Below are 25,394 nucleotides of genomic sequence, written 5' to 3'. Positions count from 1 at the left end.
TCCTCGTCGACGTGGGTGCTCATGCCGGGTCCTCTCCTCGCGGGCCCGCGCGGGCTCCGGCCGGAGTCGTACCGTCCTCCGGCCGGAGCCTTCGATGCTCAAGTCGGCTGCGGTGCTTGGACGTTCGCGCATCGCCGGGTGCCCGGCCCGGTGTGCGGGACCCGCCGTGGACACGGGTACGGACCTCGTTCCGGGAGGTCGGTCCGGGTCGCGCCCCCGGAAGTCTCCGTCAGAGCTCGTCGCGGGAGAGGGCGAGCAGCCGGTCCAGGACGCGGGGGCCGCCCGCCCGCAGACCGTCGTGCTCGAACTCGTCCGTCACCCAGGTGCGCAGACCGCGTACGGCACGGGCGGTCTCCAGGGAGTGGGCGGTGTCCACGTACATGTCGTCGTGGTAGACGGCCGCGGCGACCGGGACCTCGTTGGCGGCGAGCCGCTCGGGGTCGTACAGCGGGGCCCAGTCGGCGCGCGCGGCGAGCAGTTCGGCCGTCTCGCGCAGTGGGGCCAGGGCGGGGTCGGTGGTGAAGTGCCAGGGGTGGACGCTCTCGCCGGTGAAGAACGGCGTCCGCCCCTCGTCGAGCGCGGCGCGGGCGTCGAACTCGGGGTGCTCGGCGCGGACGCGTTCGGCGGCCCAGTCGGTGGGCCCGCGCCCCTGGGCGTAGATGGCCTCGTGCAGCACCGCGTACAGGGGGTGGCCCGCGAACGACAGCTGCGCCTGGATCTGTTCCAGGAAGGCGTCGGCGAGCCGGGGGCCGCCGGGCGTGGGGACGAACGCGCCTTCGAGGAGCAGATGGAGCTGGTGGGTGCCATCGCCGGAGCCGAGGAGGATGCCGAGGGACTGGAAGGCCTCGGGGGTGAGGGTTCCGCCGCCGGGGAGGGTGACCTCGTGCTCCAGGAGGTGGGTGAGGATCGCGCGGGTCCGTTCGGCGTCCTGGGGGTAGCGGGTGAAGTGGGCCTCGTTCTTGCGCAGGATCCGGGGCGCGGCGGCGCGGTAGACCTCGTCGGCGGAGGCGTGCAGGGAGGGCAGACCGCCGGTGACGACGACCCGTTCCAGGCCCTCCGGGGCGGCGGAGAGGTAGTGGGTGGCGCAGAAGCCGCCGAAGCTCTGGCCGAGTACGGTCCAGGGGGCGCCGCCGGTGAGCCTGCGGCGGATCAGTTCGCAGTCCCGCACGATCGAGTCCGCGCGGAAGTGCGCGAGGTAGGCGGCCTGTTCGGCGGGGGTGCCGCGCAGCGGCAGGGTCTGCCGGTTGGCGGGGGTGGAGCGGCCGGTGCCGCGCTGGTCGAGCAGGAGGACGCGGAACTCCTCGACGGCCCGGCCGAGCCAGGCCTGCGGGCCGATGAAGCGGCGGGCGCCGAAGCCGGGGCCGCCCTCCAGGTAGACCAGCCAGGGGAGGCCCTCGCGGTCCGCTCCGGCGCGTCCGGCCGCGACGACCTCGCGGCCGAAGACCTCGATCCGCTCCCGGTCGGGGCGGGCGTGGTCGAGGGGGACGGGGAAACGGTGGTCGGTGAGGACGAGTCCCGGCTGCCGGTAGGTGGTCACGCTGTCGATGCTCCTCTTCGGTACGCCCCCGCGAGGACAGTTGATCACACCGCGGGGGCGTACCCGGTCCGGACCGGGACGGCCGGACCGAGGGGCGGTCGGACCGGCGGGGCGGTCGGCAGCCCGGAGCTGAAGCCGGAGCCGGAGCCCGAGCCGGGGCCGGGCCTTCCGGTCGGAGGACGGGGAGGCCGGTCAGGAGGCCGGGGTGCCCGTCGGTGGGCGGGCGCCCCGGCCCGGGCGGGCGGGCGGGCCGGTCAGGAGGTGGGGAAGTCGTCCGCCGTCCTGATCCGGTCGCGGATCCAGGCCCCGGCGGGCTTCAGGGAGCCGGTGCCGGTCCAGGGGCCGTTCCGGTCGCAGGTGCCGGTCTTGAAGACCGCGCCGGTGCGGTGGTCGTCGGAGAAGTTCCAGTTGACCCAGCTGATCTTCTTGGCGGCCATGAGGTCGAGGTACTTCTGCGACATGGCGAAGTCGTCGCTGCCCTCGCCCGCGTAGTTCTGGGTGCCGAACTCGGTGACGAAGACGGGCAGCTTGTCGGCGGCGCGGGAGAGGGTCTGGAGGTACTCGTCCCGGTGCGAGTACGCGTAGAAGTGGAAGGTGTACATGATGTTGGTGGCGTTCACCGGCTTGGACACGACCTCCGACTCGGTGGCCCCCTCCGAGACGCCGAACGAGGACCACGCGCGCGTGCCGACGAGGACCGGCGCGTTGGGGTCCTTGGCCCGGATCACCGGGATGAGCTGCTCGGCGTAGCTCTTGATCTTGGACCAGGAGACCCCGCTGGGCTCGTTGGCGATCTCGTACAGCAGGTTGGTCTTGCTCTTGTGCCGGTTGGCGATCTCCGTGAAGAAGGTCTTCGCGCGCGAGAGGTTGTAGTTCGGGTCGCCCGGGTCGAGCATGTGCCAGTCGACGATCACGTACATGCCGCGCGCGGTGGCCTGCTCGATGAGCGAGTGGGCGAGGTCGGTGTACTTGCGCGGGTCGGTCTCGTAACCGTCCTCCTGGACGTACGTGGAGACGCGCAGCACGTCGGCCTTCCAGTCGCCGGCGAGGGCGTCCAGGGAGCCGCCGGTCAGACACTGGCTGTACCACTGGGTGCCGTGCGAGGACATCCCGCGCAGCTGGATCGGCTTGCTGTACTGGTTGCAGAGCTTGGTGCCGCAGACCTTGAGCCGCCCGTTGATCGAGGCGGGGGTGGCGGCGCGGACGGGGGCCGGGGCGGCCTGCGGGACGGCCTGCGGAGCGACCGGGGCGGGGGCGGCGTTCACGGCCGAGGGGGCGGCGGCGAGGCCGAGGAGCAGGGCGCCGAGCGCGGTGCCCGCGAGGCCGAGGCGACGGGCGGCGGGTCGTACGGTTCGTGCCGAAGTCATGGGGGTCTCCACGGAACGACGAACGAGGGATGCGGACCCCGAGCGGGCCCACAGGATTGGAAGGAAACCTTCCTAACGGATGGATAGCAGGGTTCCGGAGCACCCCGCAAGAGTCAGAACAGGAGACATGGTTCAGCTGGTTGACCCTTACGGGTGAGCGGAGGGCGCCTGGAGGAGGCCCTCGGCCCTCAGGTAGGCGCGTGCCACGTCCTCGGGAAGACGCCGCCAGCCGTCCACCTGTTCGTTGAGGTGTGCCAGGTCCGCCGTGGTCAGCACGGTGTTGAGCCGGGCGAGCGCGTGGGTGACCCCCGGCCCTCCGGCGCGGGCCCGGTTGACGACGGGGACCACATAATCGGCGTTCTGGAGCCGTTTGTCGTCGGCGAGCAGCACGAGCCCGAACGTGTCGAGCGTGGCGTCGGTCGTGGTGGTCAGCACCATCTGGTCCTGCCCGTTCTGCACCGCCTGCTTGGCCGGGGTGGTGCCGACGCCCTTGGGATCGACGGCGGTCACGTCGATCCCGTACACCTTCCGCAGCCCCGGGGCGCAGTACGGCCGGACCACGCACTCGTCGCCCGCCGCGAGGCGTACGGGGAGGCCGCTGGCGCCCAGGTCGCTGAGGCTCTTCAGCCGGTGCTCGGCGGCGAAGGCGGCGGTCACGGCGAAGGCGTTCTGGTCGACGGCCCGGCCGGGGTCGAGCACGGTGAGGCCGCGCGGACCGGCGAGCGCGCGGAGCGCCGTCATGGTGGTGGCCAGGTCCGGTGAGCCGACGGTCGGCGCGTCCGGCCCGTGGGTCTTGGCGTTCAGCCAGTCGGCGAAGGTCGCCGCGTACTCCGGCACGACGTCGATCTGCCCGTTTTCGAGCGCCGGTTCGTACAGCTCCCGGTTGGTGACGGAGAGGATCTTCGTACGGTGTCCGGCGTCCTGGAGCAGCAGGGCGTACAGCTGCGCGAGCACATCGCTCTCGGTGAATCCGGCCGAGCCCACGGTCAGCCGGTGGCTGTCCCCCGGCGGGGCCGTCACCGCGCCCCGGTGCTCCAGGGAGGGCCCGGTGCCACAGCCCGCGAGGACGAGCACCAGGACCGTACCGAGGGCGACGCGAGGACGGCGGCGGCGCGCCCCCGGGTGCACGCGCCGGTACGTCTCCCGGCGTGCGCGCCGGATCATGCGCCGCTCTCCCGCGCCCCGCCGGGAGCGAGTCGCTGGACGCCCTCGAACAGTCCCTCCACGAGCAGGGCGAGCACCGCGACGAGAACGGCACCCGCGACGACCTGCGGGGTGGAGGCGAGGTTGAACCCGGCGGTGATGATCCGGCCGAGCCCGCCGCCACCCGCCAGGGCCGCGACGGTGGCGGTGGCGACCAGCTGCACGGCGGCGATCCGGACCCCGGTGAGGACCAGGGGCAGCGCGAGCGGCAGCTCGACCCGGGCGAGGGTCTGGGTGCCCGTCATGCCCATGCCCCGGGCGGCCCGCACGATGTCGGCGTCGACGCCCCGCATTCCCACGTACGCGTTGGTGAGCAGCGGCGGCACGGCGAACAGGACGAGGGCGATGATCGTCGGCCAGTCCCCGTACGCCCCGATCGGGCTGAGCAGGAGGAGGACGAGGACGGCGAAGGTGGGCACGGCACGGCCCATGTTGGAGAGGTTCACGGCGAGCGCCCCGCCCCTGCCCAGGTGGCCGAGGACCAGGGCGACGGGCAGCGCGATCGCACAGCTGACCAGCAGGCAGACGCCGGTCAGGAAGAGGTGCTCGCCGAGCCGGTGCCAGACGCCGTTCTCGCCGGGCCAGTGCGCGGAGGTGGTGAGCCAGGACCAGGTGTCGGCGAGGGTCGTCACCTGGTCATCCCCCGCCGGTTCCGCCGGTTCCGCCGGTTCCGCCGGTTCCACGGGGTGAGCAGCCGTTCGGCGCCGAGGAGCAGCAGATCGGCGGCGACGGCGATGAGGACGCAGAGGACCGAGGCGGTGAGGACCTGCGCCTTGAAGTAGGTGTTCATCCCGGACCAGATGAGGTTGCCGAGACCTCCGTGGCCGACGATCGCGCCGATGGTGACGAGCGAGACGGCGGAGACGGTGGCGATCCGGAGCCCGGCCATCGCGGCGGGCAGCGCGAGCGGCAGTTCGACGGCGAGCAGCAGCCGGAGCCGCCCGTACCCGAGGCCGAGCGCGGCCCGCCGGGTCTCCTCGGGCACGGCCCTGAGCCCGGCGAGGAGGTTGCGGACGAGGAGGGTGAGCGAGTACAGGACGAGCCCGGCGACGACCAGCGTGGCGGAGAGCCCGTAGACCGGCAGGAGCAGCGAGAACATCGCGAGGGCCGGGATCGTGTAGAGGAGGGTCGTAATCCCGAGGACGGGTCCCGCGACCCGGATCCAGCGGCGGGCCGCGAGCGCGAGGGGCACCGCGATCAGCAGCCCGAGCGCGACGGACACGAAGGTCAGCCGGAGGTGTTCGACGACGGCGTCGGCCAGGATCTCGCGCCGGGTGGAGAGGTAGGCGCCGCAGATCCAGTCGTTGCGGGCGAGACAGTCGTCGGGCGGCGCGGTCACCTTCCCATTCGAGGCGGTACGGGCGCGGGGCGCGCGGGGAGGGGGCCGTTCGGGTGGGGCGGCGAGCCGCCCAGGAGTGGTGGGGGGGCGATGGGCCGCCGAGGGGTGGTGAGGCCGGGGACGGGCGGGCGTGGGCGTCCGCCCCGTGGCGCGCCCCGACCGGCCCGGGGGCGCCGGGTCCTCGTGCCCGGGGATGGTGCGGGGTCGGGGCGCGGGGCGCCCGCGTCCGGCCGTGCGGTCCCCGTCAGTCGTTCTGGAGGACCGCCAGGACGTTGCCCGCCGGGTCCTTGAACCAGGCGATGGCCGGGCCGCCGCCACCCCCGACGACGCCCTTCGCGTCGGCCTCGAAGACGGGGTAGCGCTCCAGGGCCACCCCGCGTGCGATCAGTTCGTCGACGGCCCGGTCGATGTCGGGGACCTCGAAGTTCAGGACCGTGAAGGTGGCGGGGACGTGGTCGTCCTTGGGGTAGGCGAGGATCCGGGCCCCGCCCGCGAGGGTGAGGAAGAGCATCCGCGTCTCCCCCTCGCCCCGGAGCTCCGCCGCCAGGCCGAGGGTGTCGCCGTAGAAGTGCCGGGCCGCGTCGAGGTCGTCGACCGAGAAGCCGCTGAACGCCGGAGTTGCGCCGAACATGACGTGCTCCCTTCCGGAGGCCCGTCGTACGGCCCCCTTCCAGGATCCGCCCGGAACGCTCAGGGAGCGATCGGCAGCCGCCGCTTGTGCTCGGTCGTCCGGTAGCGGCCGACGATCGACGCGAACGCCTGCTCGGCGACCGGCTTCCCCTCCAGGAAGTCGTCGATGTCGTCGTACGTGACACCGAGCGCGTCCTCGTCGGGCTTGCCCGGGTCCAGGGTCTCCAGGTCGGCGGTGGGCACCTTCCACACCAGTTCGGTCGGGGCGCCCAGCTCGGCGGCGACCGCCCGGACGCGCCGCTTGGTCAGTCCGGTGAGCGGGACGACGTCGGCGGCTCCGTCACCGAACTTGGTGAAGAAGCCGGAGACGGCCTCGGCCGCGTGGTCGGTGCCGACGACGAGCCCGTCACGGGCGCCCGCCACCGCGTACTGGGCGATCATCCGCTGCCGGGCCTTGATGTTGCCCTGCACGAAGTCCTGGTGGTGGGCGTCCCGGAAGGTCACGCCACCGGCCAGGCAGGCCGCCAGGGCGGCGTCGCTCGCCGCCTTCACGTCCACGGTGAGGACCTCGTCGGCGCGGATGAAACCGAGGGCGGTCTGCGCGTCGCCCTCGTCCGCCTGGACGCCGTACGGCAGGCGCATCGCGGTGAAGGTGGCGTCGTGCCCGGCGGCACGGGCGCGCTCGACGGCGAGCTGGCAGAGCCGCCCGGCGGTCGTGGAGTCGACGCCGCCGCTGATCCCGAGGACGAGGGAGCGCAGCCCCGTGGAGGTGAGCCGCTCGGTGAGGAAGGCCACCCGGCGCTCGATCTCGGCCTTCGGGTCGAAGGTCTCGGACACCTGGAGGTCCCGGGCGATCTGCTGCTGGAGGGCGATGGACGCCGGGTCGGTCACGGGAGGTCTCCTCGTCGGGGCGGCCGGTCGGGGGCGGTCGGTCGGGTGTGGTCGGGCCCGTTCGGGTCCGGAGGACGACTCTACGCACCGGGGCCACGGCTCGTCTCCTCGCCCCGGACCGCCCGCGCACGACCCCGAGGGCCGGTTCCCGTCCTGGTCAGGGGGCCGGCGCCGGTTCCACGGCCGGGCCCGCCGACCCGGCCGCGGAACCGGGCGGCCGTCACGCGTCCCCGCCGGGGCCGCCTTCCCGGGCTCGGGCGGGCCGGGGGCCGCGCAGGGCGCGGTCGAGGCCGTCCTGCGGGGATCCGGTGAGCGCGCGGCCGAAGATCTCCTCGTAGGCGGGCCCGCCGAGGCTCGCACGGGCGGTACCGGTGTGTCTCTCGCGCAGCGCCCGCAGTCCCGGCAGGCCGCGCCGGGGCTGGCCGGTGGCGCGCCAGTACGCCTCTCCCGTGCCGGAGACGTCGGCCGCCCGCTCGCCGTCGCCGGACGCGGCGAGGGCCGTGGCGAGGACGTCGAGGCCGAGGGCGACACCGAGGCCGGCGCCGAGGCGGCGGGTCCCTTCGAGCATGGCGCGCGCGTGCTCGGCGGCGCCGACCGGGTCGTCCTCCAGGAGTCCGGTGAGGGCGAGGTGGTACTCCAGGGCGGTGCGGGTCCCGTGTTCGTCCAGCTCCTCGCAGCGGGCGCGCAGGGCGAGGGCCTCCTCGCGTGCCTCGGCGATCCGGCCGAGACCGGTGAGGGCGAAGACCCGCACGAGGGCGCAGCGGAGCCGGGCCGCGGAGTCGGCGGGGCCGCCCCCGGCCGCGTCCAGGACGTGTCCGACGACGATGTACGCGGCCGTGGGACGGCCGGTGGTCAGGGCGACGAGCCCGGCGAGCGCGGCGGCGTCGAGCGTCGGCTCACCGGGCCTGGGGCGGTCCCCCTGGGCCGCGCCCTCGGTACGGCGCTCGCCGCCGGGGCGTTCGCGGGCATCCGACCGGGGCCGGTCCCCGGACCGGTCCGTCCTGACCGGCGTCCCGGGCCGGTCCGGGAAGCCGGTCGGATCGGGAACACGGGGCAGGTCCGGGGCATCGGTCAGGCCCGGCTCGTCCCTCACGGCCGATCCATCGGTACGGCGCCGGTCGGCGTCCGCGTGGGCCCGGCCCGAAGGGCCACCCGCCTCCGGACACACCGAAGGACTGGCCGGGCCGGTGCGCTCGCCGTGCTCGGCGTACTCGGCGTGCTCCGCGTACTCCGCGTGGCGGGCCTCGCGGGCGCACCGCTCGGCGATCTCCCGCGCGGCCCCGGGATCTCCCTGGAGGACGAGGGTGACCCCGAGGGCCCAGAGGGCGCGGGCCCGGGCGGGGCCGCGGGCCTCGCTGAGGAGGAGGGCCTGTTCGAGACCGTCGCGGGCCTCGCGGAGGCGGCCCCGGCAGGACCAGGCGAAGGCGACCGAGCCGACGAGGTCGAGCGCCGCGTCGGGGTCGGTGCGCAGCAGCCGTTCGAGTGCGGTGCGCAGATCGATGTGGTGGGCGTCGACCGCGCGGTGCCAGCCCAGCTGGCGGGTGCCGTGCCAGTGGGTCCCGGCCCGGCGCGCCAGGTGCCGGAAGTGGTCGGCGTGCCGGGCCGCGAGGGTGCCGGTCTCACCGGTGCGGTCCAGCCAGGTCGCCCCGTACGCGCGGATCGTGTCGAGCATCCGGTGACGGCCCGCCGGGTCCGCCGGGCGGACCACGGAGGCGCGGACGAGGCCGTCGAGCGCGTCCGGCAGGGTCGTGCGGTCGAGGGGGCCGCCGACGCACACGGCGGTGGCCGAGGCGAGGTCGAAGGGGCCCCGGAAAACCGAGAGGCGGGCCCACAGGAGCCGTTCGACGGGGCGGCTCAGTTCATGGCTCCAGCCGATGGCGGCGCGCAGGGTCCGGTGGCGTCCCGGCCAGACCCGTTCGGGGTGGGCGAGCAGGTCGAAGCGGGCGGAGGGCGGGGCGTCGAAGCGGGTGCCGAGCTGGTCCCGGACGGCTTCGGCGCCCTGGAGGCGTATCTGCGCGGCGGCCAGTTCGAGGGCCAGGGGTATGCCGTCGAGGCGTACGCATATCTCGCGCGCGGGTCCGGCGGCGGGGAACTCCTCCCCCGCCGCGCGGCGCAGCAGTTCCAGGGCGTCGCGTCCGGCGGGCGGCAGCGGATCGAGGGCGAGGACCCGTTCGCCCTCGACTCCGAGGGGACTGCGGCTGGTGGCGAGGACGGTGAGGCCGGGCGCGGCGGCGAGGAGTTCGGTGACGAGCCGGGCACAGGCTCCGGTCAGGTGCTCGCAGGAGTCCAGGACGAGGAGCAGGCGGGCGTCGGCGAGGCCGTGGCCGAGTCCGGCGGTGGTGCCGGCCGCGTGGTCGGCGAGGTCGGCGAGGTCGACGGAGTCGGCGACCAGGGGGACGAGGAGACGGTCGCCGTCGAGCTGGCCGAGGTCGGTCCACCAGGCGCCGTCGGGATGCCGTGCGGCGGCCCGGTGCGCGGCGCGCAGGGCGAACCGGGTCTTCCCGACTCCCCCGACACCGGTCACGGTGACCAGGCGGTGCTCCGCCAACGCCGCCGCCACGTGCTCCAGTTCCGTGCGGCGTCCCACGAACCCGGGGTTCTCGTCCGGCAGATGTCCACGCACGGAGGCAGTCTCCCCCATCCGGACGGCGGACGGCACCCGGGCCGATGCCTCTCCGTTCGGCATCCGAGGCCTTCCGGACAGACCCCTTCACCCGGGACGGGCGGACAGGGTGCGGGGGGTGGCGCGCCGCACCCCGGAGACGGGGGCGCTCCCCGAGTCGTGGGCCCGGGGAGCCGGACCCGGGTCCGGGCTCGCTCCTCACGGCCCCTCCGGCTCCCCCGGGGCAGCCGGTCCCCGGCAGCCGTGTCCTGTGGGGCCGGTGCGCGGGCCCCACAGGACACGGACGGGCCCGGGAACGGCGAGACCGCGACTCAGTCGCGCGGTCAGGCCCGAGGGCGCGGACCGGGTGATCGTCCGGGCGCGGCGGGCGTACGGCGAGCGGGGCGCGGAAGCGGCGTACCGTGGCAGCATGTCCACACCCGCACCCGGTCTCACCAGCGGCGCGGTGGCCCGTAGTCTCGGCGTCGCCCCCACGACCCTGCGCTCCTGGGACCGGCGTTACGGCATCGGTCCCGTCTCCCGGGAGAACGGCAGGCACCGGCGGTGGACGCCGGACGATGTCGCCGTCGTCCGGGAGATGTGCCGTCTGACCGCCTCAGGGGTCCCGCCCGCCGAGGCGGCGCGGGCGGCCCGGCAGGGCGCGTCCGCCCCCGCGTCCGCCGAGGGGCGCGCGCCCGCGGGCGACGACCCCGCGCCCGTGTCCGCCGGGTCTGTGGACGACACGCCGTCGGGCGGGGACGTCCTGCGGGAACGGCGGGGCCTCGGGCGGGCGGCCGTCCGGCTCGACTCACGGGCGCTGGACTCGCTCCTGGAGTCCGCGATCGCACGGCACGGTCTCGTCACCGCCTGGGAGGAGGTGGTGGCGCCCGCCCTGCACGCGGCGGGCCGGAGCTGGGAGACCTCCGGCGACCGTTACGTGGAGGTGGAGCACCTGCTGTCCTGGCACGTGTCGACGGCGCTGCGCCGGATGGCGCCCCGGGGGCCCGGCGGGCCGCTCCCGGCCGCCACCCCGCACGTCCTGCTCGCCTGCGTGCCGAACGAGCAGCACACCCTCCCGCTGGAGGCGCTGGCCGCAGGGCTCGCCGAACTCGGCCTCCCGGCCAGGATGTTCGGCGCGGCCGTGCCGCCCGAGGCACTCGACCGGGCGGTACGGAGGACGGGCCCCGCCGCCGTCGTGCTGTGGGCGCAGGCCCGGTCAACGGCGAACCATCCGCTGGCCCGGCACGTCGCGGCCACCTCGTGGGGCGTCAGGGGTGCCCGCTCCCGTACGACGGTGCTGCTCGCGGGCCCCGGCTGGGCGGGCCAGACGCCGGGCCCCGGCATGCTGCGTCCCGGCGGACTGCGGGAGGCGCTGGCCGCGCTCAGGAGCCTGTGCGGCCCCGCGCCCGCGCCGGACGAGGGGTCCTGCGCGGCGGAGTGACACGCGGGCCGCCGGGTGGACACGGCTCCCTGTGCCCGCGCACTCCCCTCCGCCGTGCCCGCACCCGCGTACCCGCCGGGCCCAGGTCCGGGTGCCGGGTCCGCGCTCCCGCTGTCTCAGTCCAGGTCCCGGGCGCGGCGGAAGCGGGCCAGGCCCTCGGAGAGTTCGACGACCGGGTCGGGGTAGGCGTACCGGGCGCGCTCCAGACCGGGCACCTTCCACGGCTCGTGGACGGCGGGGCCTTCGAGGCCCGCGAGTTCCGGCACCCAGCGGCGTACGTAGGTGCCGTCGGGGTCGTAACGCCTGCCCTGGAGCACCGGGTTGAGCACCCGGTTGGGCCGGCTGTCGGTGCCCGTGCCCGCCATCCACTGCCAGTTGAGCTGGTTGTTGGCGACGTCGCCGTCCACCAGGAGTTCCAGGAAGTGCCGGGCGCCCGCACGCCAGTCGACGTACAGCGTCTTGGTGAGGAACGAGGCGACGAGGAGCCGTCCCCGGTTGTGCATCCAGCCCTCGTGGGCGAGTTGGCGCATGGCGGCGTCGACGACGGGATAGCCGGTGCGGCCCTCGCGCCAGGCCAGGAGGTCGGCGTCGGCCTCCTTCCCGTGGCGCCATGTGTCGTGCCGGGTGCGGTAGTCGGCGGCGGAGGCGTCCGGGCGGGCCGCGAGGACCTGGTGGTGGAAGTCGCGCCAGCACAACTGGCGGACGAACGCCTCGGCGCCCGCGCCGCCCCTGGACCGGGCCCGGTGGACGGCCTCGGCCGCCGAGACGGCTCCGAAGTGCAGGAACGGCGAGAGCCGCGAGGTGGCGTCGCCCGGGAGGTCGTCGTGGCGTTCCTCGTAGGCGTCGGCGTCCCGGCCGAGCCAGGCGGCGAGCCGCCGACGGCCCTCCTTCTCGCCCCCGGCGGCCAGGCCCGGCGAGAGGGTCCCGGCGTCCTTCCGGACGGGCAGGGCCTCGGAGCCGAGGTCCTCCGGCACCTGGACCCGGCGCGGAGCGGCGAGCGGTTCGCGCAGCCGTTCGCGCGACCAGCGGCCGAAGTAGGGCGTGAAGACGGCGTAGTGGTCCGATCCCACCGGGGTGACGGCGCCGGCGGGCAGCGCGGTGACGACGCCGTCATGGACGTACAGCCTGCGTCCGTCCGCCTCCAGGGCCCGGCGCAGCCGGTCCTCGCGGCGGCGCGCGAACGCGCTGTGTCCGGCCGCCATGTGCACGTCGTCGGCGTCGGTCTCGCGGACGACCGCGCAGACCTCGGCCACGGGGTCCCCGGAGCGCACCACGAGCCGTCCGCCGCGCTCGCGCAGTCCGGCGTCGAGGTCGGCGAGGCAGTCGGCGAGGAACGCGAGCCGGTTCGGCGAGGCCGGACCGGCTCGGTCCACCGCCGGGTCGCGGACGAAGAGGGGGACGACCTGGTTCCCCCGGCCGAGGGCCGCGCGCAGGGGTGGATGGTCGTGGACGCGCAGGTCCGAGGTGTAGAGGACGACCGAGACGTTCATGACGGGGCTCCTGGGGTCACCGGTTTGCCGTGGTGCGCGCGGACCGCCGGTGGTCGCGTTCTGCATGTCGCCGGGCATTCCCGGCGCGGGGCCCTGCCGGATGCGGCCGGAGGGGGTGACCCCTGCCGGGGTACGGCATCCAGGGGCGGGGCCGGGGGCCGGGGCGGGGTCAGCCCGGCGCGCCCTCCCCGGGCCGGGGCGTTCGTGGGGCCTCCGCTCCCTCGCCGGGTCCGGCCGCCCGTGAAGCCTCCGCCTTCCCTGCCGTCTCCACTCCCTCTGCCGTCTCCACCGCCCTCGCTGCCTCCGCCGCCCTCGGCGCCTCTGCCGTCTCCACCACCCCCTCTGTCTCCGTGGTCTCCGCCGTCTCCGCCGTGCGCGCGATCTTGCGGGCCATCCCGCCGAACACCACCGCGTGGAACGGCGACACGCTCCACCAGTAGGCCTGGCCCGCCAGGCCGTGCGGATGGAACAGGGCCCGCTGCCGGTAGCGGGACCGGCCGTCACCGTCCGGTTCCACGTACATCTCCAGCCACGCGAGTCCCGGGAGTCTCATCTCGGCGCGCAGCCGCAGCAGCCTGCCGCGTTCGATCTCCTCCACGCGCCAGAAGTCCAGCGAGTCGCCCACCCGTAGACGGGTGGCGTCGCGGCGGCCCCTGCGCAGCCCGACGCCGCCGACGAGCCGGTCGAGCCAGCCGCGTACCGCCCAGGCGAGCGGGAAGGAGTACCAGCCGTTCTCCCCGCCGATTCCCTCGACGACCCGCCACAGGGCCTCCGGCGGCGCGGCGACGGCCCGTTCCCGGACGTCGGTGTAGAGGCTGCCGCCCGCCCAGTCGGGGTCGGTGGGCAGCGGGTCGCTGGGCGCGCCCGGCACGGAGGCGGAGGACCAGCGGGTGCTGATCCGGGCCTCGCGGACGCGCCGGAGGGCGAGGTCGAGGGCGGTGTCGAAGGCGAGCGGGGTGCCCGGCGGGTCGGGCACGAGGTCGGCGATGTCGTGCTCGTCGCAGACGACCTCGTACCTCAGCGACTCCGCGAGGGGGCGGGCGATGGACCGGGGAACGGGGGTGACCAGGCCGATCCAGTGGCTGGACAGCCGAGGGGTCAGTACGGGGACGGGGACGATGAGCCGCCGGGGCAGTCCGGCGACGGCGGCGTACCGGCGCATCATCCCGAGGTAGGTGAGGACGTCGGGCCCGCCGATGTCGAAGGCGCGGCTGACCTCCGGGGGCATGTCCGCGCTGCCGACCAGGTAGCGCAGGACGTCCCGGACGGCGATCGGCTGGATGCGGGTGCGCACCCAGCTCGGGGTGACCATCACGGGGAGGCGTTCGGTGAGGTAGCGGAGCATCTCGAAGGACGCGGAGCCGGACCCGATGATGACGGCGGCGCGGAGCACGGTGGTGGGCACGCCGGAGCGCAGCAGGATCCGTCCGACCTCGGCGCGCGAGCGCAGGTGCGGGGAGAGGGCGTGGTCGGGCACGCCGCGCGGGGTGAGGCCGCCGAGGTAGACGATGCGGCGGACCCCGGCGGCGCGGCTCCGGTCGGCGAAGGTGCGGGCCGCGAGCCGGTCGGTGTGTTCAAAACCGGGGCCGCCGCCGAGGGCGTGCACCAGGTAGTAGGCGATGTCGACGTCGCGGAGTGCCGGGTCGAGGGACGGTCCGTCGGTGACGTCCCCACGGACGATCTCCACGTCCCCGGCCCAGGGGTGGTCCCGGAGTTTCGCGGGGGTGCGGGCCAGGCAGCGGACCCGGTACCCGGCGGCGAGGAGTTCGGGGACCAGCCGTCCGCCGATGTAGCCGCTGGCTCCGGTGACGAGGCACAGCGGCCCCGGGGCCGTCCGGCCGCCCGGGTGGGTGCCGTCCGTGCCCGTATCGGGCGGGCCATGACCGTCCGTGCCGTACGGGTCGGGGGTACCCGTATCGGGCGGGCCATGACTGTCGGTGCCGTGCGTCCGAGGGGTGTCCTTGCCGGGCTCGTCCGTCATGGGCTGCTCCGTTCCGCTGCCGGGCCGTCCTGCTCCCGCGCTGTGAGGGACCGGTCGCTCCCGCGCTGTACGGGGCCGGTCACGCCCCCGCCCCAGGGGCCCTCGGGTCTCCCCACCGTACGGGCCCGTCGGGCTCGTCCCTCGTACGGGATCCCTCCGTGGGCTCTCCCTGTCGTTCTTCCCGCACGGAGACGGTCGCGGATGCGGGAACCCGGTCCCTCCCGCCGTACGGGGTGCGTGGGCGGGGCGGTTCCGGACCCTCCCGGCCGGACCCGCCCCGTCCTGTTCCGCCCTGTTCCGCCCTGTTTCGGGGGCGGCTCCCGATTACTTCGGCATCAGCACCGTGTCCACGATGTAGACCGTGGCGTTGGCGGTGGGAACGTCGCCGCACACCACCTTCGAGGAGCCGTCGACGGTGTAGTTCTCGCCGGAGCCGGAGGTCGTGAGCACGCCCTTCTCCAGGGTCTCGAACTTCCCGCTCTCCAGCTGCTGCGGGGTCAGCCGCTGACCCACGACGTGGTACGTGAGGATGTCGGTGAGCTTCGCCTTGTCGGCGAGGACCTTGGCCAGATCGGCCTTCGGGATCTTGGCGAAGGCGGCGTTCGTCGGGGCGAACACCGTGATGTTCTGGGCGTTGTTCAGCGTGTCCACGAGACCGGCCTGCTTGACGGCCGCGACCAGGGTGGACAGGTCGGGGTTGTGCGAGGCGGCGGTGGCCACCGGGTCCTTGGCCATCCCGTCGAAGGAACCCGCGCCGGACTTCGGCACCGCCGCGCACCCGGGGCCGAAGGGGCCTCCGGCGGGTGCGGGGGCCGCCTGCGCGGAGGTGGGGGCCGTGTCGACGTCGGCGGCTCCGGTGGTCGATCCGCTGTCCGAGCAGGCGGAGAGGGCGAGCGGCAGCAGTACGGCTCCGGTCACGGCGACGGCGGCACGACGGAAGGTCTGGCTGTTCATGAGGGCTCCAGAGTGCTCGGGGCTCAGCGGTCTGTGCCCCAACACCCCTTATTCGGCGCCCCGCCGCGTCCGGATGCCTTGATCACCCGAACGAGTGAGGGGGCCGGTGCGCGAGCGGGCCCGTGGGCTGCTCGCGCACCGCTTCCGTCAACCGCCGGTCTCGCGGACGGCCAGCTCGATCAGGTCGGTGACCTCGGTGGGCCGGGAGGCCAGGGAGGCGTGGCTGGCGTCGAGTTCGATGGTCTTGCGCGGGTTCATGCGCGCGGCCATGCGGCGCTCGTTGTCCGGGTGGATCATGTGGTCCTGGGTGGAGACCTGGTAGTAGGTCGGCTTCACCTTCCAGGCGGGGGCGGTGATGTTGTCGCCGAAGGTGGAGGCCAGCGGCGCCTTCTGGGTGACGGCCATGACCAGGGACTCCGCCTCGCCCAGGTCCTGGGAGAAGCTCTGGTGGAAGGCGTCCTGTTTGATCCACAGGTAGCCGTCGGAGTCGGGGACGAGGTTGTCGAAGGCCGCGGGCGGGTGCTCCTGGCTGATCTGTCCCGGGCTCTCCCCCGCGTCGGGGGCGAAGGCGGCGATGTAGACGAGGCCGGTCACGTTCGGAAGGTCGCCCGCCTCGGTGATGACGGCGCCGCCGTACGAATGCCCGACGAGGACCACGGGACCGTCGATCTGGCGGACCATCTTCCGGGTGCGCTCGGCGTCCTCGGCGAGGGAGGTCAGCGGGTTCTCGACGGCGTGGAGCCCGTCGTGTCCGCGCCGGTGGAGTTCGCCGATGACATGGCCCCAGTGGGCTGCGCCGCCCCAGAAGCCGTGCACGAGGACGATGGAGGGCTTGTCTGCCATGGTTCCCTACCGATCTGCGAAGAAGTGGGCCCCCTGATCCCGCCCCGTACCCCCGTCGTCACGCTACGCGCGCGGCGGCGGGCCCGCACGCGGGCCGGGGCTGCCTGGCGGACACTGGGGGTGGAGAGCCGACCGCGCGAGGAGGGTCCGCCATGAGCAGAGCCGCACCCAAGGTCAGCACGTTGCCGCCGGAGCACCGCGAGCGTCTGATGGCCTTCGCCGAGGACGTGTACTTCGAGTCCGGTCACCGGCTCTTCGAGGAGCAGCAGTACGCCGACCGGTTCTGGATCGTGAAGACGGGCGCGGTGACGCTCGACGCGAAGGTGCCGGGTCGCACCGCCCCGGTGATCGAGACGCTGCGCCACGGCGAGCTGGTGGGTCTCTCGTGGATGTTCCCGCCGTTCCTGTGCCAGTCGGGGGCGGAGGCGATGACCCCGGTGCGGGCGCACGAGTTCGACGCCCCCGCCGTCCGCTCGATGTGCCGCTCGGACACGGAGTTCGGCTCGGCGGTGATGTTCTGGGTGGGGTCGATCCTCGCGCACCGGCTCCATGTGACCCGGGTACGGCTCCTCGATCTGTACGCGCCGCACGGGAGCGGGATGCTCGCCTGAGGGCGGCGGGAAGGACGGTCCTCGTGGGGCGGGCCGGACCGGACGGGTGGCGGCTCGACGGGCCCGGGTCGACGGGTCGACGGGTCGGCAGGTCGACGGGTCGACTTGAAAGGGTCCTACGCGGTGCCGTCGGGCCGTTCCGCGGAGCGGGCCCGGCGGTGGGCGGCGACGCGTTCGCGGGTCGCGCACCGGCGGGAGCAGTAGCGGCGCTCCGGGCCGCTGCCCCGGGCGATGAAGACGTCCTTGCAGGCGGGTGAGGCGCAGATCCTGCCGGGCGGGCGCTGGCGGTCCCAGACGAGTACGGCCAGGGCCGTACAGGAGGAGGCGAGGAACCACTCGTCCCAGGGCGCGTCGTCGTCGTGGTCGAGATGGGGGTGCCAGGGGGTGCCACCGCCGTGCGAGGTCAGACGGAGCTTTCCCGTGTGGTCGCGCAGCAGACGGTTGAGGACGGCGGCGGCTTCATCGGTGCGCTCGGCCGCGAAGACCTCCCGCAGCAGGGCGGCGGCCTCGCGCATTCCGGCGATGTCCCGGGCGGTGAGGTCCACCGGGTCCGGCTCCCCGTGGGCGCGGAGCGTCTCGGCGACCACGGCGGGATCGGGGTCCTGATCGGCGAGGGCGTTGATCAGGGCGGCGGTGCGGCGGGCGGTGGCGAGCACGGAGTGCCGGGTGGACCAGTCGTCACCGCCGTCACCGCGAGCACTGCTGCTGCCCTTGCCACCTTGAGCACCACTGACATTGCCAGCACCACTGGGATCGCTGGCGCCACCGCGATCACTGAGCTCACTGGCACCACTGAGTTCGCTGGAATCGCTGGGATCGCTGGGATCGCTGAGGAGGGACACGGAGCTGAATGTAACGCATCTTGCTGACTTTTGAGTTACCTCCGTAACGTCCCACGCATGGCAGAACGTTACGCACTCCCCCGCTACCTCGCCGGGGCGGTGGCCGCCCGCGCCGGGGACGAGATGTCGGGACCGGCGCTGATGCTGGCGGGGTTCGCCCTGGCCGGATCGACCGCCGACGCGTCCGCGCTGCTCGCGGGCATCACGGTCTCCGCGGCCCTCGGGGGTCCGGTGCTCGGGGTGCTCCTCGACCGGGCGGAGCGGCCGGGCCGGATGCTGGCCGGGGCCCTCCTCCTCTACGCGACGGGGCTCGGGGCCGTTCTCATGGGCCTCGGCCGGTGGCCGTTCTCGGTCACCGTGCTGGTCGCGGGGGTGACGGGCCTGCTGGGTCCGGCCCTGTCGGGCGGCTGGACGGCCCAGCTCCCGCGTGTGGTGCCGGACGCCCGTCTGCCCGGGGCGAACGCGCTCGACGCCATGACGTTCGGCGTGGCGGCGCTGGCCGGACCGGCGCTCGCCGGAGCGGTGGCGGAAGCCCTGGGGGCCTCGGCGTCGGTGGTGGTGTCCGTGGCGCTCATGGCCCTGGCACTGCCCGCCGCATGGCTGCTTCCCGCCCGTCCCGCCGAGCCGCCGACGGGCCACCACCCCTGCGGCGAGAGGCGGTTGACGGCATCCCGGCGGCAGCGGCCGTCCTCGGTGGTCGGCGACCTCCTCGCCGGAGTGCGGATCGCCGCCGGGAGACCGGCCCTGGCGCGGGCGACCCTCACCTCGGTCGTCTGCTGCGTCGCCCAGGGGATGCTGATGGCGTGCGTCCCGCTCCTGGGTGACCGCGTCCTCGGCGGGGCCGGGCACGGCGCGGTGCTGCTGTCCTGCGCGGCGCTCTCCGCGCTGGCGGCCGATGCCGTGTTCGCCCGGTCGCCGCGACTGGTCTCCCCCGACACGCTCCTGTGGTCCGGCGCTCTCGTCCAGGCCGCCGCCCTGGGCCTGGCCTCCGCCGCCCAGGGGCGGCCGGTCGTGCTCGCCGTGGCCGTCCTCGTGCTGGGGGCCGGCGAAGGACCGCAACTGGCCGCCCTGTTCGCGGTCCGTCACCGGGAGGCCCCCGAGCGGCTGCGGAGCCAGATCTTCACCACCGGCGCCAGCCTCAAGATCACCGGATTCGCCCTCGGGGCGGCTGCGGGAGGACCGCTCGCGGGCTGGTCCCTCTCCGGCGCCCTGGCACTCGCGTCCGGTACGGCGGCCCTCGCGGCACTGGTCTTCTTCGCGGTCCCGACGGCCGTCACCGCACCGGCCGGGAGGGACGCGGGGCCCGGATGACCCCGCCGGGATCACGCCCCGGCTCCGGGCGCGGGCAGGTTCTTCCCTTTCTCTGTACGGGGGTTGTACGGGAGTTGTACGAGGGCTGTACGGGGCGCGGCGAAAGTGGCTGCACGCCGACGCAACGGCGCTCGGCGCACGTCCATCCCATGCAGGAGCCCCCCATGAAGCCCATGTCCCGTACCCGCGCCGCCCTCGCCGGCGGTCTCGCCGTCGTGGCGCTCGGCACCCTCACCGCCGGGGTCGGCGTCGCCCAGGCGGGCGAGAAGAAGGACGACCGGCGCACCAAGGTCACCGAGCGGGAGATCGCCGGTCTCTTCGACGGCTGGAACGCGGCCCTGCGGTCCGGTGACCCGGACCGGGTCACCGACCGGTACGCCAAGGACGCCGTCCTCCTGCCGACCGCCTCCCCGCGCATCCGCACCAACCACGCCGAGATCACCGACTACTTCGAGCACTTCCTGCTGAAGAAGCCCCGTGGCGAGAAGATCCGCTCCGTGATCACGGTCCTGGACCAGAACTCCGCCCTGGACGCCGGTCTGTACCGCTTCCACCTCACCGACCCGGCGACCGGTGTCACCAAGCCGGTCGAGGCCCGCTACACGTACATGTACGAGAAGCGCGGCGGCGAGTGGCTGATAGTCAACCACCACTCCTCGGTGCTGCCGGCCGAGGGCTGATCCACCGGGGCTGCCCCTCGGCCACCGGCCGCAGCCCGATCCGTACGCACAGTCCGCCGCCGGGCGCGTCCCGGAGGGCCACCCCACCGCCGTCGTCGGTGACGAGCTGCTTGACGATGGCGAGCCCGAGCCCCGAGCCCGAACGGCCGGTCAGTCCCTGACCGCGCCAGAACCGGTCGAAGGCACGGGCCTGCTCGGCGGCGGACATGCCGGGCCCCTGGTCGAGCACTTCGAGGACCGCCTCCTCGGGGCCGCCCGCCTCCAGGCGTACGGTGATCGTCCCCTGGTCGGGTGAGACCTCCAGGGCGTTGGAGAGCACGTTGTCCAGGACCTGGTCGAGGTTGCCGGGCCCGGCCAGGACCCGCAGCCGCGCGTCGGCGTCGCCGGTCAGGACGATGGTCACCCCCCGTTCGTCGGCGGCGGGCCGCCAGACGCTCAGCCGCTCCTCGACGAGTTCGCGCAGGGCGAGCGGCTCCGGCGCGGACACCTTGGCCTCGGCCCGCGCGAGCACGAGGAGCCCGCTGACCAGACGGCTCATCCGGACCACTTCGGCGGTCGCCTGGTCCACGTCCTCACGGACGGACTCGTCGTCCACGCCGTCCGCGATGTTGTCCAGGGAGAGCCGCAGCGCGGTCAGCGGGGTGCGCAGCTGGTGGGAGGCGTCCGCGACGAAGATGCGCTGCGAGGCGACGAGCGTGTCGAGCCGTTCGGCCCCCTGGTTGAGGGTCCGGGCCAGGGTCTGTGTCTCCTGCGGTCCCGTCACCGGCGACCGGGCCGTGAGGTCGCCGTCGCCGAAGCGGCTGGCCATGTCGTTGAGCTGGCGCAGCGGCTTGGTGAGCAGCCGGGCCACGATCGCGCCGAGTCCCGCCGCAACCGCGAGGACCCCGACCGCGAGGATCGCGCGGAACCCCCAGATCTTCCAGAGCCGGTCGGTCAGATCGGCGGTCTCGTACCGGACGCGCACGGCGCCGACGATCCGGTCCTCCCGTCCGGCGGCCTCGCCCCGCGCGTACACGGGTACGGTGACGACCAGTTGCGGCCCCCACACGATGCTCGAACCCCAGTCGACGGTGGTCCTGCCGTGCGCGAGGGCCGCGTCGAAGGCCGCGTCGCCCGGGTGTTCGGGCAGCGGGAGCGGGGGCATGGAGCTGCGGCCGTCGGCCGCGACCACTTCGACCAGGCCGGGGGTCTCGTCTCCGTACGCCGCCGCCATCCGGGCCAGCGCCTGCCGGGCGGGCGCGTCGCCGTCGCCGAGCAGCAGCGCCATGGTCGTGGCCTCGCGGCGTACGGACTCCTCGGTGTCGCCCCGCAGTTGGGCGGTGAGGGTGAGGGCGACGGGCACGGTGAAGGCGGCCAGGGCGACCGCGACCAGTGCCACGTAACTGACGATCAGACGCTTGATCACGGTCGGTCGGACACCTCGGGGGCGTGGGGCGCGCCGGAGGTGTCCGAGCGGTCCGGCAGTTCGGCCGGGCCCGGCTCGTCCGGTTCGTCCGGCTCTCCGACGACCAGGCGGAACCCGACCCCGCGTACCGCTTCGATGGTCACCGCCCCGGCCAGCTTGCGGCGCAGTCCGGCCACGTGCACGTCCAGGGTCTTGGTCGGCCCGAACCAGTTGGCGTCCCAGACCGCCTCCATGATCTGCTCCCGGGACATCAGCGCGCCCGGCTCCTCGGTGAGGAAGGACAGCAGGTCGTACTCCTTGGGCGTCAGGGCGACCTCGGCGCCGTCGAGCCGGACCCGGGCAGCCTTGCGGTCCACGCTCAGCCGGGGGCCGTAGCACTGGGGTCCCGAGGGCCGGTCCGCGGGCCGGACCCGTCGCATCACGGCCCGGATGCGGGCGATCACCTCGCGCACCCCGAAGGGTTTGGACACGTAGTCGTCGGCCCCTATCTCCAGGCCCACCACCCGGTCCGTCTCGTCGCTGCGGGCGCTGATCACGATGATCGGGACGTCACCGCGCCTCCGCAGCGCCCGGCACACGTCGAGCCCGTCGGTGTCGGGCAGGCCGAGGTCGAGCAGGACGAGGTCGTACGGCGCGGTGACGGCGAGCCCCGCCGCCCCCGTGGTGACCCATTCCACCTCGAACCCGTAACGCAAAAGTCCGCGCCGCAGGGACTCGGCCACCGGCTCGTCGTCTTCCACCAGAAGTACACGCACGGGGAAACCCTAGTTCGAGTTCCGCCCGCTCGAACCCACTCTTCCGGTCCCCCGGCAGCGGGAGCACCGGCCGGACCACGGCGTACGGCTCCCAGGTCCCCGGCGGCCCTCCCCGCGCCCGGCCGATGTCGGCGGAACCGTCTCCGCGCAGGTCGGCGGGGTGCCCGCGCCCGACGGCCCCGCGCCGCCGCCTCGGTCGCCTCCCCGCTCCGTACGGCTCAGGGCGTGCAGGTCCCCCGCGCGGGTGGGCCGAGGGAGAAGGCGCCGGTCATCGCGGCAGGACGATCGCGGTGAGGACCAGCCCGTCGTACGCCAGCCAGCGTCCGGTGAAGCCGTCGTACCGGGTGCCGTCGGCCGTCGGGCCGGGGACGAGCAGCCGGGCGTGGAAGGTGCCTTCATGGGGCGTGGCTCGATCACCCGGGGTGAACTCCACCTCCGCCTCGTCGAATCCCAGTTCGCGCCGGGTCAGCGGGTACCACGTCTTGAAGACGCTCTCCTTGGCGCTGAACAGCAGCCGGTCCCAGGGCAGTCGGGGGGCGCGGGAGGCGAGGTCCGCGAGATGGGCGCGTTCGCCGGGGAGCGACACGACGTCGAGGACACCGTCGGGCAGGGGGCCCGCGGGCTCCGCGTCGATGCCGATCGACAGGACGTCCGTGGTCCTGGCGAGCGCGGCGGCCCGGTAGCCCTCGCAGTGGGTCATGCTCCCGGCCACGCCCTCCGGCCAGCGCGGCTCCCCGCGCGGGCCGCGGGTCAGCGGGGTCGCGGGCACACCTATCCGGTGCAGTGCCAGGCGGGCGCAGAGGCGTACGGTCGCGAACTCCCGGCGCCGGACCTCCACGGCACGGGTGAGGAGGGCCTCCTCCTCCGGAAAGAGGGTGACGGGTTCGGTGTCGTCGGACCGCCAGGCCGTGGCGACGACGTCGGGGACAAGCCGGTCGATCACTGGTCCCGCCCCGGTCCGTCGATGTCGAGGTCGAGGTCGATCCAGTAGCGGCGCCTGGTGCCGTACGGGCCGGACCGGATGTCCTCCAGGACACCGCCGTTGCGTTCGATCGTCCGCGCCGAGCCGGGGTTGTCCTCGTCGCAGGTGAGGAGCACCCGGTCGAGTCCGAGGGCGCGTGCGCGGGGCAGGAGGGCTGCGAGGGCGCGGGTGGCGACGCCCCTGCGGCGCGCGGAGGGCCGGACGCTGTAGCCGATGTGGCCGCCCGCCTCCAGGAGGAAGTCGTTGAGGGAGTGGCGCAGCTCGGCGGCGCCGAGGTACGTGTCGTCCTCGACGATCCACAGGTAGGTGGCGTGGACCCGGCCGGGGGCGGCGGGCACGGCGGGGTCGGCCTGTCCGCGCAGTCGCTCCGTCCAGGCGGCGAACTCCTCGGGCCCCTCGGGTCCGTTCTCGGGCGCCAGGCGCGGTCCGGCACCGTCCTGCCGCGCGCCGGGGCCGTCGACGGGCCACTCCCGGAACGCCTCCAGCCAGGAGGAGCGCAGGTGAGCGGTGGGGGCGATCAGATCGAGCATGTCGGTGACTCTATCGAGGCACGGGGCCGGGGCCGTAAGGGAAGGGGATCGAACCCTTACGGGAAGGGTCCGGGTCCCGTAAGGGTGGAGGGGCACCCCCTACGGGTGGGCGCCGGGTCCCGTAGGGGCCTGGGGCCCTGACCTGCTGCCCCACCTGACCCGGCCTTCCGTCGCGGCCGACCACTCGCCCCGGACCAGCACCGGACCCGGATCATCTCCGGACCCGGATCACCGCCGGGGGGCCGCTCGGCGCGGTCTCCCCGGCGGTGGGCCGGTCGCGTCGGCCGACGCGACCGCCGCCCTGTCCGTCGCGAGGTGAGGGGCGTCGGCCATTGGACGGGGTTACGGAACCCAGTGGTTGCCGGAGACCGTGATCATGACCTGGAGCTGGATGCTCGCGGAGTAGTAGCTGCTGGTGTCGATCGGGGTGGCCAGCATCTTGGTCCACAGGGCGTCCAGCCATGCCTGGCTGCCCGGGTCCGTCATCGCCGCGACCGCGAAGGGGGCGAAGAAGGCGGCCTCACTGCCGGAGGAGATCTGCGTCCCGTTGAGCTTGTAGCCGATGGCGATCTTGTTGGGGTCGCCGCCGGTCTTCGTCTTGATCCAGCTGTTCATCTTGCGTGCGGCGGCGAGCGAGGTGGCGTCCCCGCTGGTCACGGCGTCGTCGGCGATGCGCCACGGGGTGCGACAGGCGTTCCACCAGTAGGCGCCGTCGTTCGGGTCCTCCAGGACCTTGCCGGGGGCGGGCTTGGGCGTGCTGTTGGTGTCGACGACGAAGTCGGGCAGCAGACCGGTGCCGGAGGCGTAGGTCGACTGGAGGCGCGCGATCTGGGTCTGGTGCGCGGTGCGCACGGCGTCCCAGGTGGTGTCGCCGGTGGCGGCGCGGAAGGCCCGGAAGTGGTCGACCATCCAGTCCGAGGTGCGGGTGATCCAGTAGTACTGGTCGCCCGAGCTGCTCCAGTCGCCGAGCTTCAGGAGCTTGCTCGTCGGGTTGAGCTCGTCCTTCTTGATCGCGGCGATGTGCTTGAGGGCGAGGTCCTTGTAGTTGTACGTGCCGGTGCTGCCCCACTGCTTGTCGGCGAGGAGCAGGCCGTAGGCGACGTCCATGTCACCGTCGGTGGCTCCGTCGCCGCCGTTGACGCTCTTGCAGGCGGTGTCCTGTTCGGCGGCGAGCAGGTTCGGGTTGACCGAGGACGGGTGGTCGATCTTCCACTTCACCAGACCGTCGAAGATCTTCTTGGCGTCGGGGTCGGCACCGGCCATCGTGGCGGTGACGACCATGCCGTAGCCCTGGGCCTCGGCGACGTAGGGGTGGTCGGCGTCGGGCGAGATGACCTGGTACCAGCCGTTGCCGCAGTTCTGGCGGACGAAGGCGGACTTCCACCGGTTGTAGTAGTCGACGACCTTCTGGTCGTTCGACGCCTGGGTGCCGGAGGGCTTCAGGGTGCCCGCCGTGTAGGGCTTGAGGTGACTGCCGAAGGGCACGGCCGTCGTCCCGCCGCCGTCGCCACCGCCGCTGGGCGCGCCGTACACCTCGAACTCCCAGAGCGAGTAGCCGTACGCGGTGCCGCGCCCGGTGCCGTACACCCGGACGTACCGGCCGCTGCCGGAGACCGTCAGGTCGTCGACGGCGCCGTCACCGGTCGTGGTGGAGTAGACGTCGGTCCAGGTGGTCCCGTCGGCCGAGGTCTGGACGCGGTACGCCTTGCCGTAGGCGGCCTCCCAGGCGAGCTTCACCCGGGAGACGGTGTGGTTCGCCCCGAGGTCGACGCGGATCCACTGCGGATCGACCCCTTCGAGGCTCGCCCAGCGGGTGCTCGTGCTGCCGTCCACCGCGAGACCGGCCCCGAACGCCGAGCTCTCGACGGACGAGGCGGTCACCGGCTTTCCGGTGGACACCGGACCGTCGGCGGCCCGCGCCTGCGGCAGGACCGTCAGGGGCACCGCCAGCAGGCCCGCGAGCCCGAGAAGCGAGATGCTTCTTCGACGCATGACAACTC

General features: G+C 74.1%; 22 protein-coding genes. 4 read left to right on the top strand and 18 right to left on the bottom strand.

Annotated elements, in window-relative coordinates; genetic code table 11:
* Positions 1-229: 229 nt before the first annotated feature.
* From ACIRQY_RS03145 to ACIRQY_RS03110, 8 genes are all read right to left on the bottom strand, one after another.
* Complete coding sequence (locus tag ACIRQY_RS03145; RefSeq protein ID WP_403922032.1) at positions 230-1,537, bottom strand: alpha/beta fold hydrolase; 1,308 nt, start codon at positions 1,535-1,537, stop codon at positions 230-232.
* Positions 1,538-1,791: 254 nt separating this feature from the next.
* A complete protein-coding gene (locus tag ACIRQY_RS03140; protein ID WP_403922030.1) occupies positions 1,792-2,904 on the bottom strand; it encodes a glycoside hydrolase family 5 protein in 1,113 nt (370 codons plus the stop codon).
* A gap of 147 nt (positions 2,905-3,051) precedes the next feature.
* On the bottom strand, positions 3,052-4,068 hold the full coding sequence (locus tag ACIRQY_RS03135; protein ID WP_403922028.1) for an ABC transporter substrate-binding protein: 1,017 nt from the start codon (positions 4,066-4,068) through the stop codon (positions 3,052-3,054).
* Complete coding sequence (locus tag ACIRQY_RS03130; protein WP_403922026.1) at positions 4,065-4,739, bottom strand: ABC transporter permease; 675 nt, start codon at positions 4,737-4,739, stop codon at positions 4,065-4,067. The genes ACIRQY_RS03135 and ACIRQY_RS03130 overlap by 4 nt, the downstream gene beginning before the upstream one ends.
* Entirely contained in the window at positions 4,736-5,446 is a 711-nt protein-coding gene (locus ACIRQY_RS03125; protein WP_403922024.1) for an ABC transporter permease, read from the bottom strand. The genes ACIRQY_RS03130 and ACIRQY_RS03125 overlap by 4 nt, the downstream gene beginning before the upstream one ends.
* Positions 5,447-5,690: 244 nt before the next feature.
* A complete protein-coding gene (locus ACIRQY_RS03120; RefSeq protein ID WP_403922023.1) occupies positions 5,691-6,077 on the bottom strand; it encodes a VOC family protein in 387 nt (128 codons plus the stop codon).
* A 59-nt stretch (positions 6,078-6,136) separates the two neighbouring features.
* Positions 6,137-6,967 (bottom strand): ammonia-dependent NAD(+) synthetase, encoded by an 831-nt coding sequence (nadE, locus tag ACIRQY_RS03115; protein ID WP_403922021.1) that lies wholly within the window; start codon positions 6,965-6,967, stop codon positions 6,137-6,139.
* Positions 6,968-7,187: 220 nt separating this feature from the next.
* Positions 7,188-9,590, bottom strand: coding sequence for an ATP-binding protein (locus tag ACIRQY_RS03110; protein WP_403922019.1), 2,403 nt, complete (start codon positions 9,588-9,590; stop codon positions 7,188-7,190).
* 409 nt (positions 9,591-9,999) lie between these two features.
* Between ACIRQY_RS03110 and ACIRQY_RS03105 the strand changes: the two genes are divergently transcribed.
* A complete protein-coding gene (locus ACIRQY_RS03105; protein WP_403922017.1) occupies positions 10,000-11,010 on the top strand; it encodes a MerR family transcriptional regulator in 1,011 nt (336 codons plus the stop codon).
* Positions 11,011-11,126: 116 nt separating this feature from the next.
* Here the strand turns inward: ACIRQY_RS03105 and ACIRQY_RS03100 are convergent, their stop codons facing one another.
* The 4 genes from ACIRQY_RS03100 to ACIRQY_RS03085 all read right to left on the bottom strand — a co-directional run bounded on the left by ACIRQY_RS03100 (position 11,127) and on the right by ACIRQY_RS03085 (position 16,278).
* Positions 11,127-12,500, bottom strand: a complete 1,374-nt coding sequence (locus ACIRQY_RS03100) for a cryptochrome/photolyase family protein (protein ID WP_403922016.1) — start codon at positions 12,498-12,500, stop codon at positions 11,127-11,129.
* Between the two features lie 169 nt (positions 12,501-12,669).
* Positions 12,670-14,481: an SDR family oxidoreductase gene (locus ACIRQY_RS03095; protein ID WP_403922014.1), complete on the bottom strand. Its 1,812-nt coding sequence runs from the start codon at positions 14,479-14,481 to the stop codon at positions 12,670-12,672.
* Between the two features lie 324 nt (positions 14,482-14,805).
* Positions 14,806-15,435, bottom strand: coding sequence for a fasciclin domain-containing protein (locus tag ACIRQY_RS03090; RefSeq protein ID WP_403922012.1), 630 nt, complete (start codon positions 15,433-15,435; stop codon positions 14,806-14,808).
* Between the two features lie 147 nt (positions 15,436-15,582).
* The gene (locus ACIRQY_RS03085; RefSeq protein ID WP_403922011.1) at positions 15,583-16,278 is read right to left on the bottom strand and encodes an alpha/beta hydrolase; all 696 of its coding nucleotides are present in this window, start codon (positions 16,276-16,278) and stop codon (positions 15,583-15,585) included.
* Positions 16,279-16,430: 152 nt separating this feature from the next.
* Here ACIRQY_RS03085 and ACIRQY_RS03080 point away from each other — a divergent pair, with 152 nt between their 5' ends.
* Positions 16,431-16,889: a cyclic nucleotide-binding domain-containing protein gene (locus ACIRQY_RS03080; RefSeq protein ID WP_351784497.1), complete on the top strand. Its 459-nt coding sequence runs from the start codon at positions 16,431-16,433 to the stop codon at positions 16,887-16,889.
* A gap of 116 nt (positions 16,890-17,005) precedes the next feature.
* Here ACIRQY_RS03080 and ACIRQY_RS03075 read toward each other — a convergent pair whose 3' ends face one another.
* The gene (locus ACIRQY_RS03075; RefSeq protein ID WP_403922288.1) at positions 17,006-17,545 is read right to left on the bottom strand and encodes a CGNR zinc finger domain-containing protein; all 540 of its coding nucleotides are present in this window, start codon (positions 17,543-17,545) and stop codon (positions 17,006-17,008) included.
* 243 nt (positions 17,546-17,788) lie between these two features.
* Here ACIRQY_RS03075 and ACIRQY_RS03070 point away from each other — a divergent pair, with 243 nt between their 5' ends.
* Both ACIRQY_RS03070 and ACIRQY_RS03065 read left to right on the top strand, forming a co-directional pair.
* Positions 17,789-19,042: an MFS transporter gene (locus ACIRQY_RS03070; protein ID WP_403922009.1), complete on the top strand. Its 1,254-nt coding sequence runs from the start codon at positions 17,789-17,791 to the stop codon at positions 19,040-19,042.
* 164 nt (positions 19,043-19,206) lie between these two features.
* On the top strand, positions 19,207-19,722 hold the full coding sequence (locus ACIRQY_RS03065; RefSeq protein ID WP_351784501.1) for an SgcJ/EcaC family oxidoreductase: 516 nt from the start codon (positions 19,207-19,209) through the stop codon (positions 19,720-19,722).
* On the opposite strand, the gene ACIRQY_RS03060 is transcribed toward ACIRQY_RS03065, so the two are convergent.
* From ACIRQY_RS03060 to ACIRQY_RS03040, 5 genes are all read right to left on the bottom strand, one after another.
* The gene (locus ACIRQY_RS03060; protein WP_351784503.1) at positions 19,685-21,127 is read right to left on the bottom strand and encodes a HAMP domain-containing sensor histidine kinase; all 1,443 of its coding nucleotides are present in this window, start codon (positions 21,125-21,127) and stop codon (positions 19,685-19,687) included. The two genes, ACIRQY_RS03065 and ACIRQY_RS03060, sit on opposite strands and share 38 nt — an antisense overlap.
* Positions 21,124-21,882: a response regulator transcription factor gene (locus ACIRQY_RS03055; protein ID WP_403922006.1), complete on the bottom strand. Its 759-nt coding sequence runs from the start codon at positions 21,880-21,882 to the stop codon at positions 21,124-21,126. The genes ACIRQY_RS03060 and ACIRQY_RS03055 overlap by 4 nt, the downstream gene beginning before the upstream one ends.
* A 268-nt stretch (positions 21,883-22,150) precedes the next feature.
* Positions 22,151-22,825 (bottom strand): 4'-phosphopantetheinyl transferase, encoded by a 675-nt coding sequence (locus tag ACIRQY_RS03050; RefSeq protein ID WP_403922005.1) that lies wholly within the window; start codon positions 22,823-22,825, stop codon positions 22,151-22,153.
* Positions 22,822-23,394, bottom strand: a complete 573-nt coding sequence (locus ACIRQY_RS03045) for a GNAT family N-acetyltransferase (protein ID WP_403922003.1) — start codon at positions 23,392-23,394, stop codon at positions 22,822-22,824. Before ACIRQY_RS03045 ends, ACIRQY_RS03050 begins: the two co-directional genes overlap by 4 nt.
* A gap of 342 nt (positions 23,395-23,736) precedes the next feature.
* A complete protein-coding gene (locus ACIRQY_RS03040) occupies positions 23,737-25,386 on the bottom strand; it encodes a glycosyl hydrolase family 8 (RefSeq protein WP_403922001.1) in 1,650 nt (549 codons plus the stop codon).
* Positions 25,387-25,394: the final 8 nt, after the last annotated feature.

The organism is Streptomyces sp. NPDC101490 (assembly GCF_044767145.1).
GTDB lineage: Bacteria > Actinomycetota > Actinomycetes > Streptomycetales > Streptomycetaceae > Streptomyces.
Note: the sequence above shows the minus strand (reverse complement) of the source record. Positions and strands in the feature narration are given on the sequence as shown.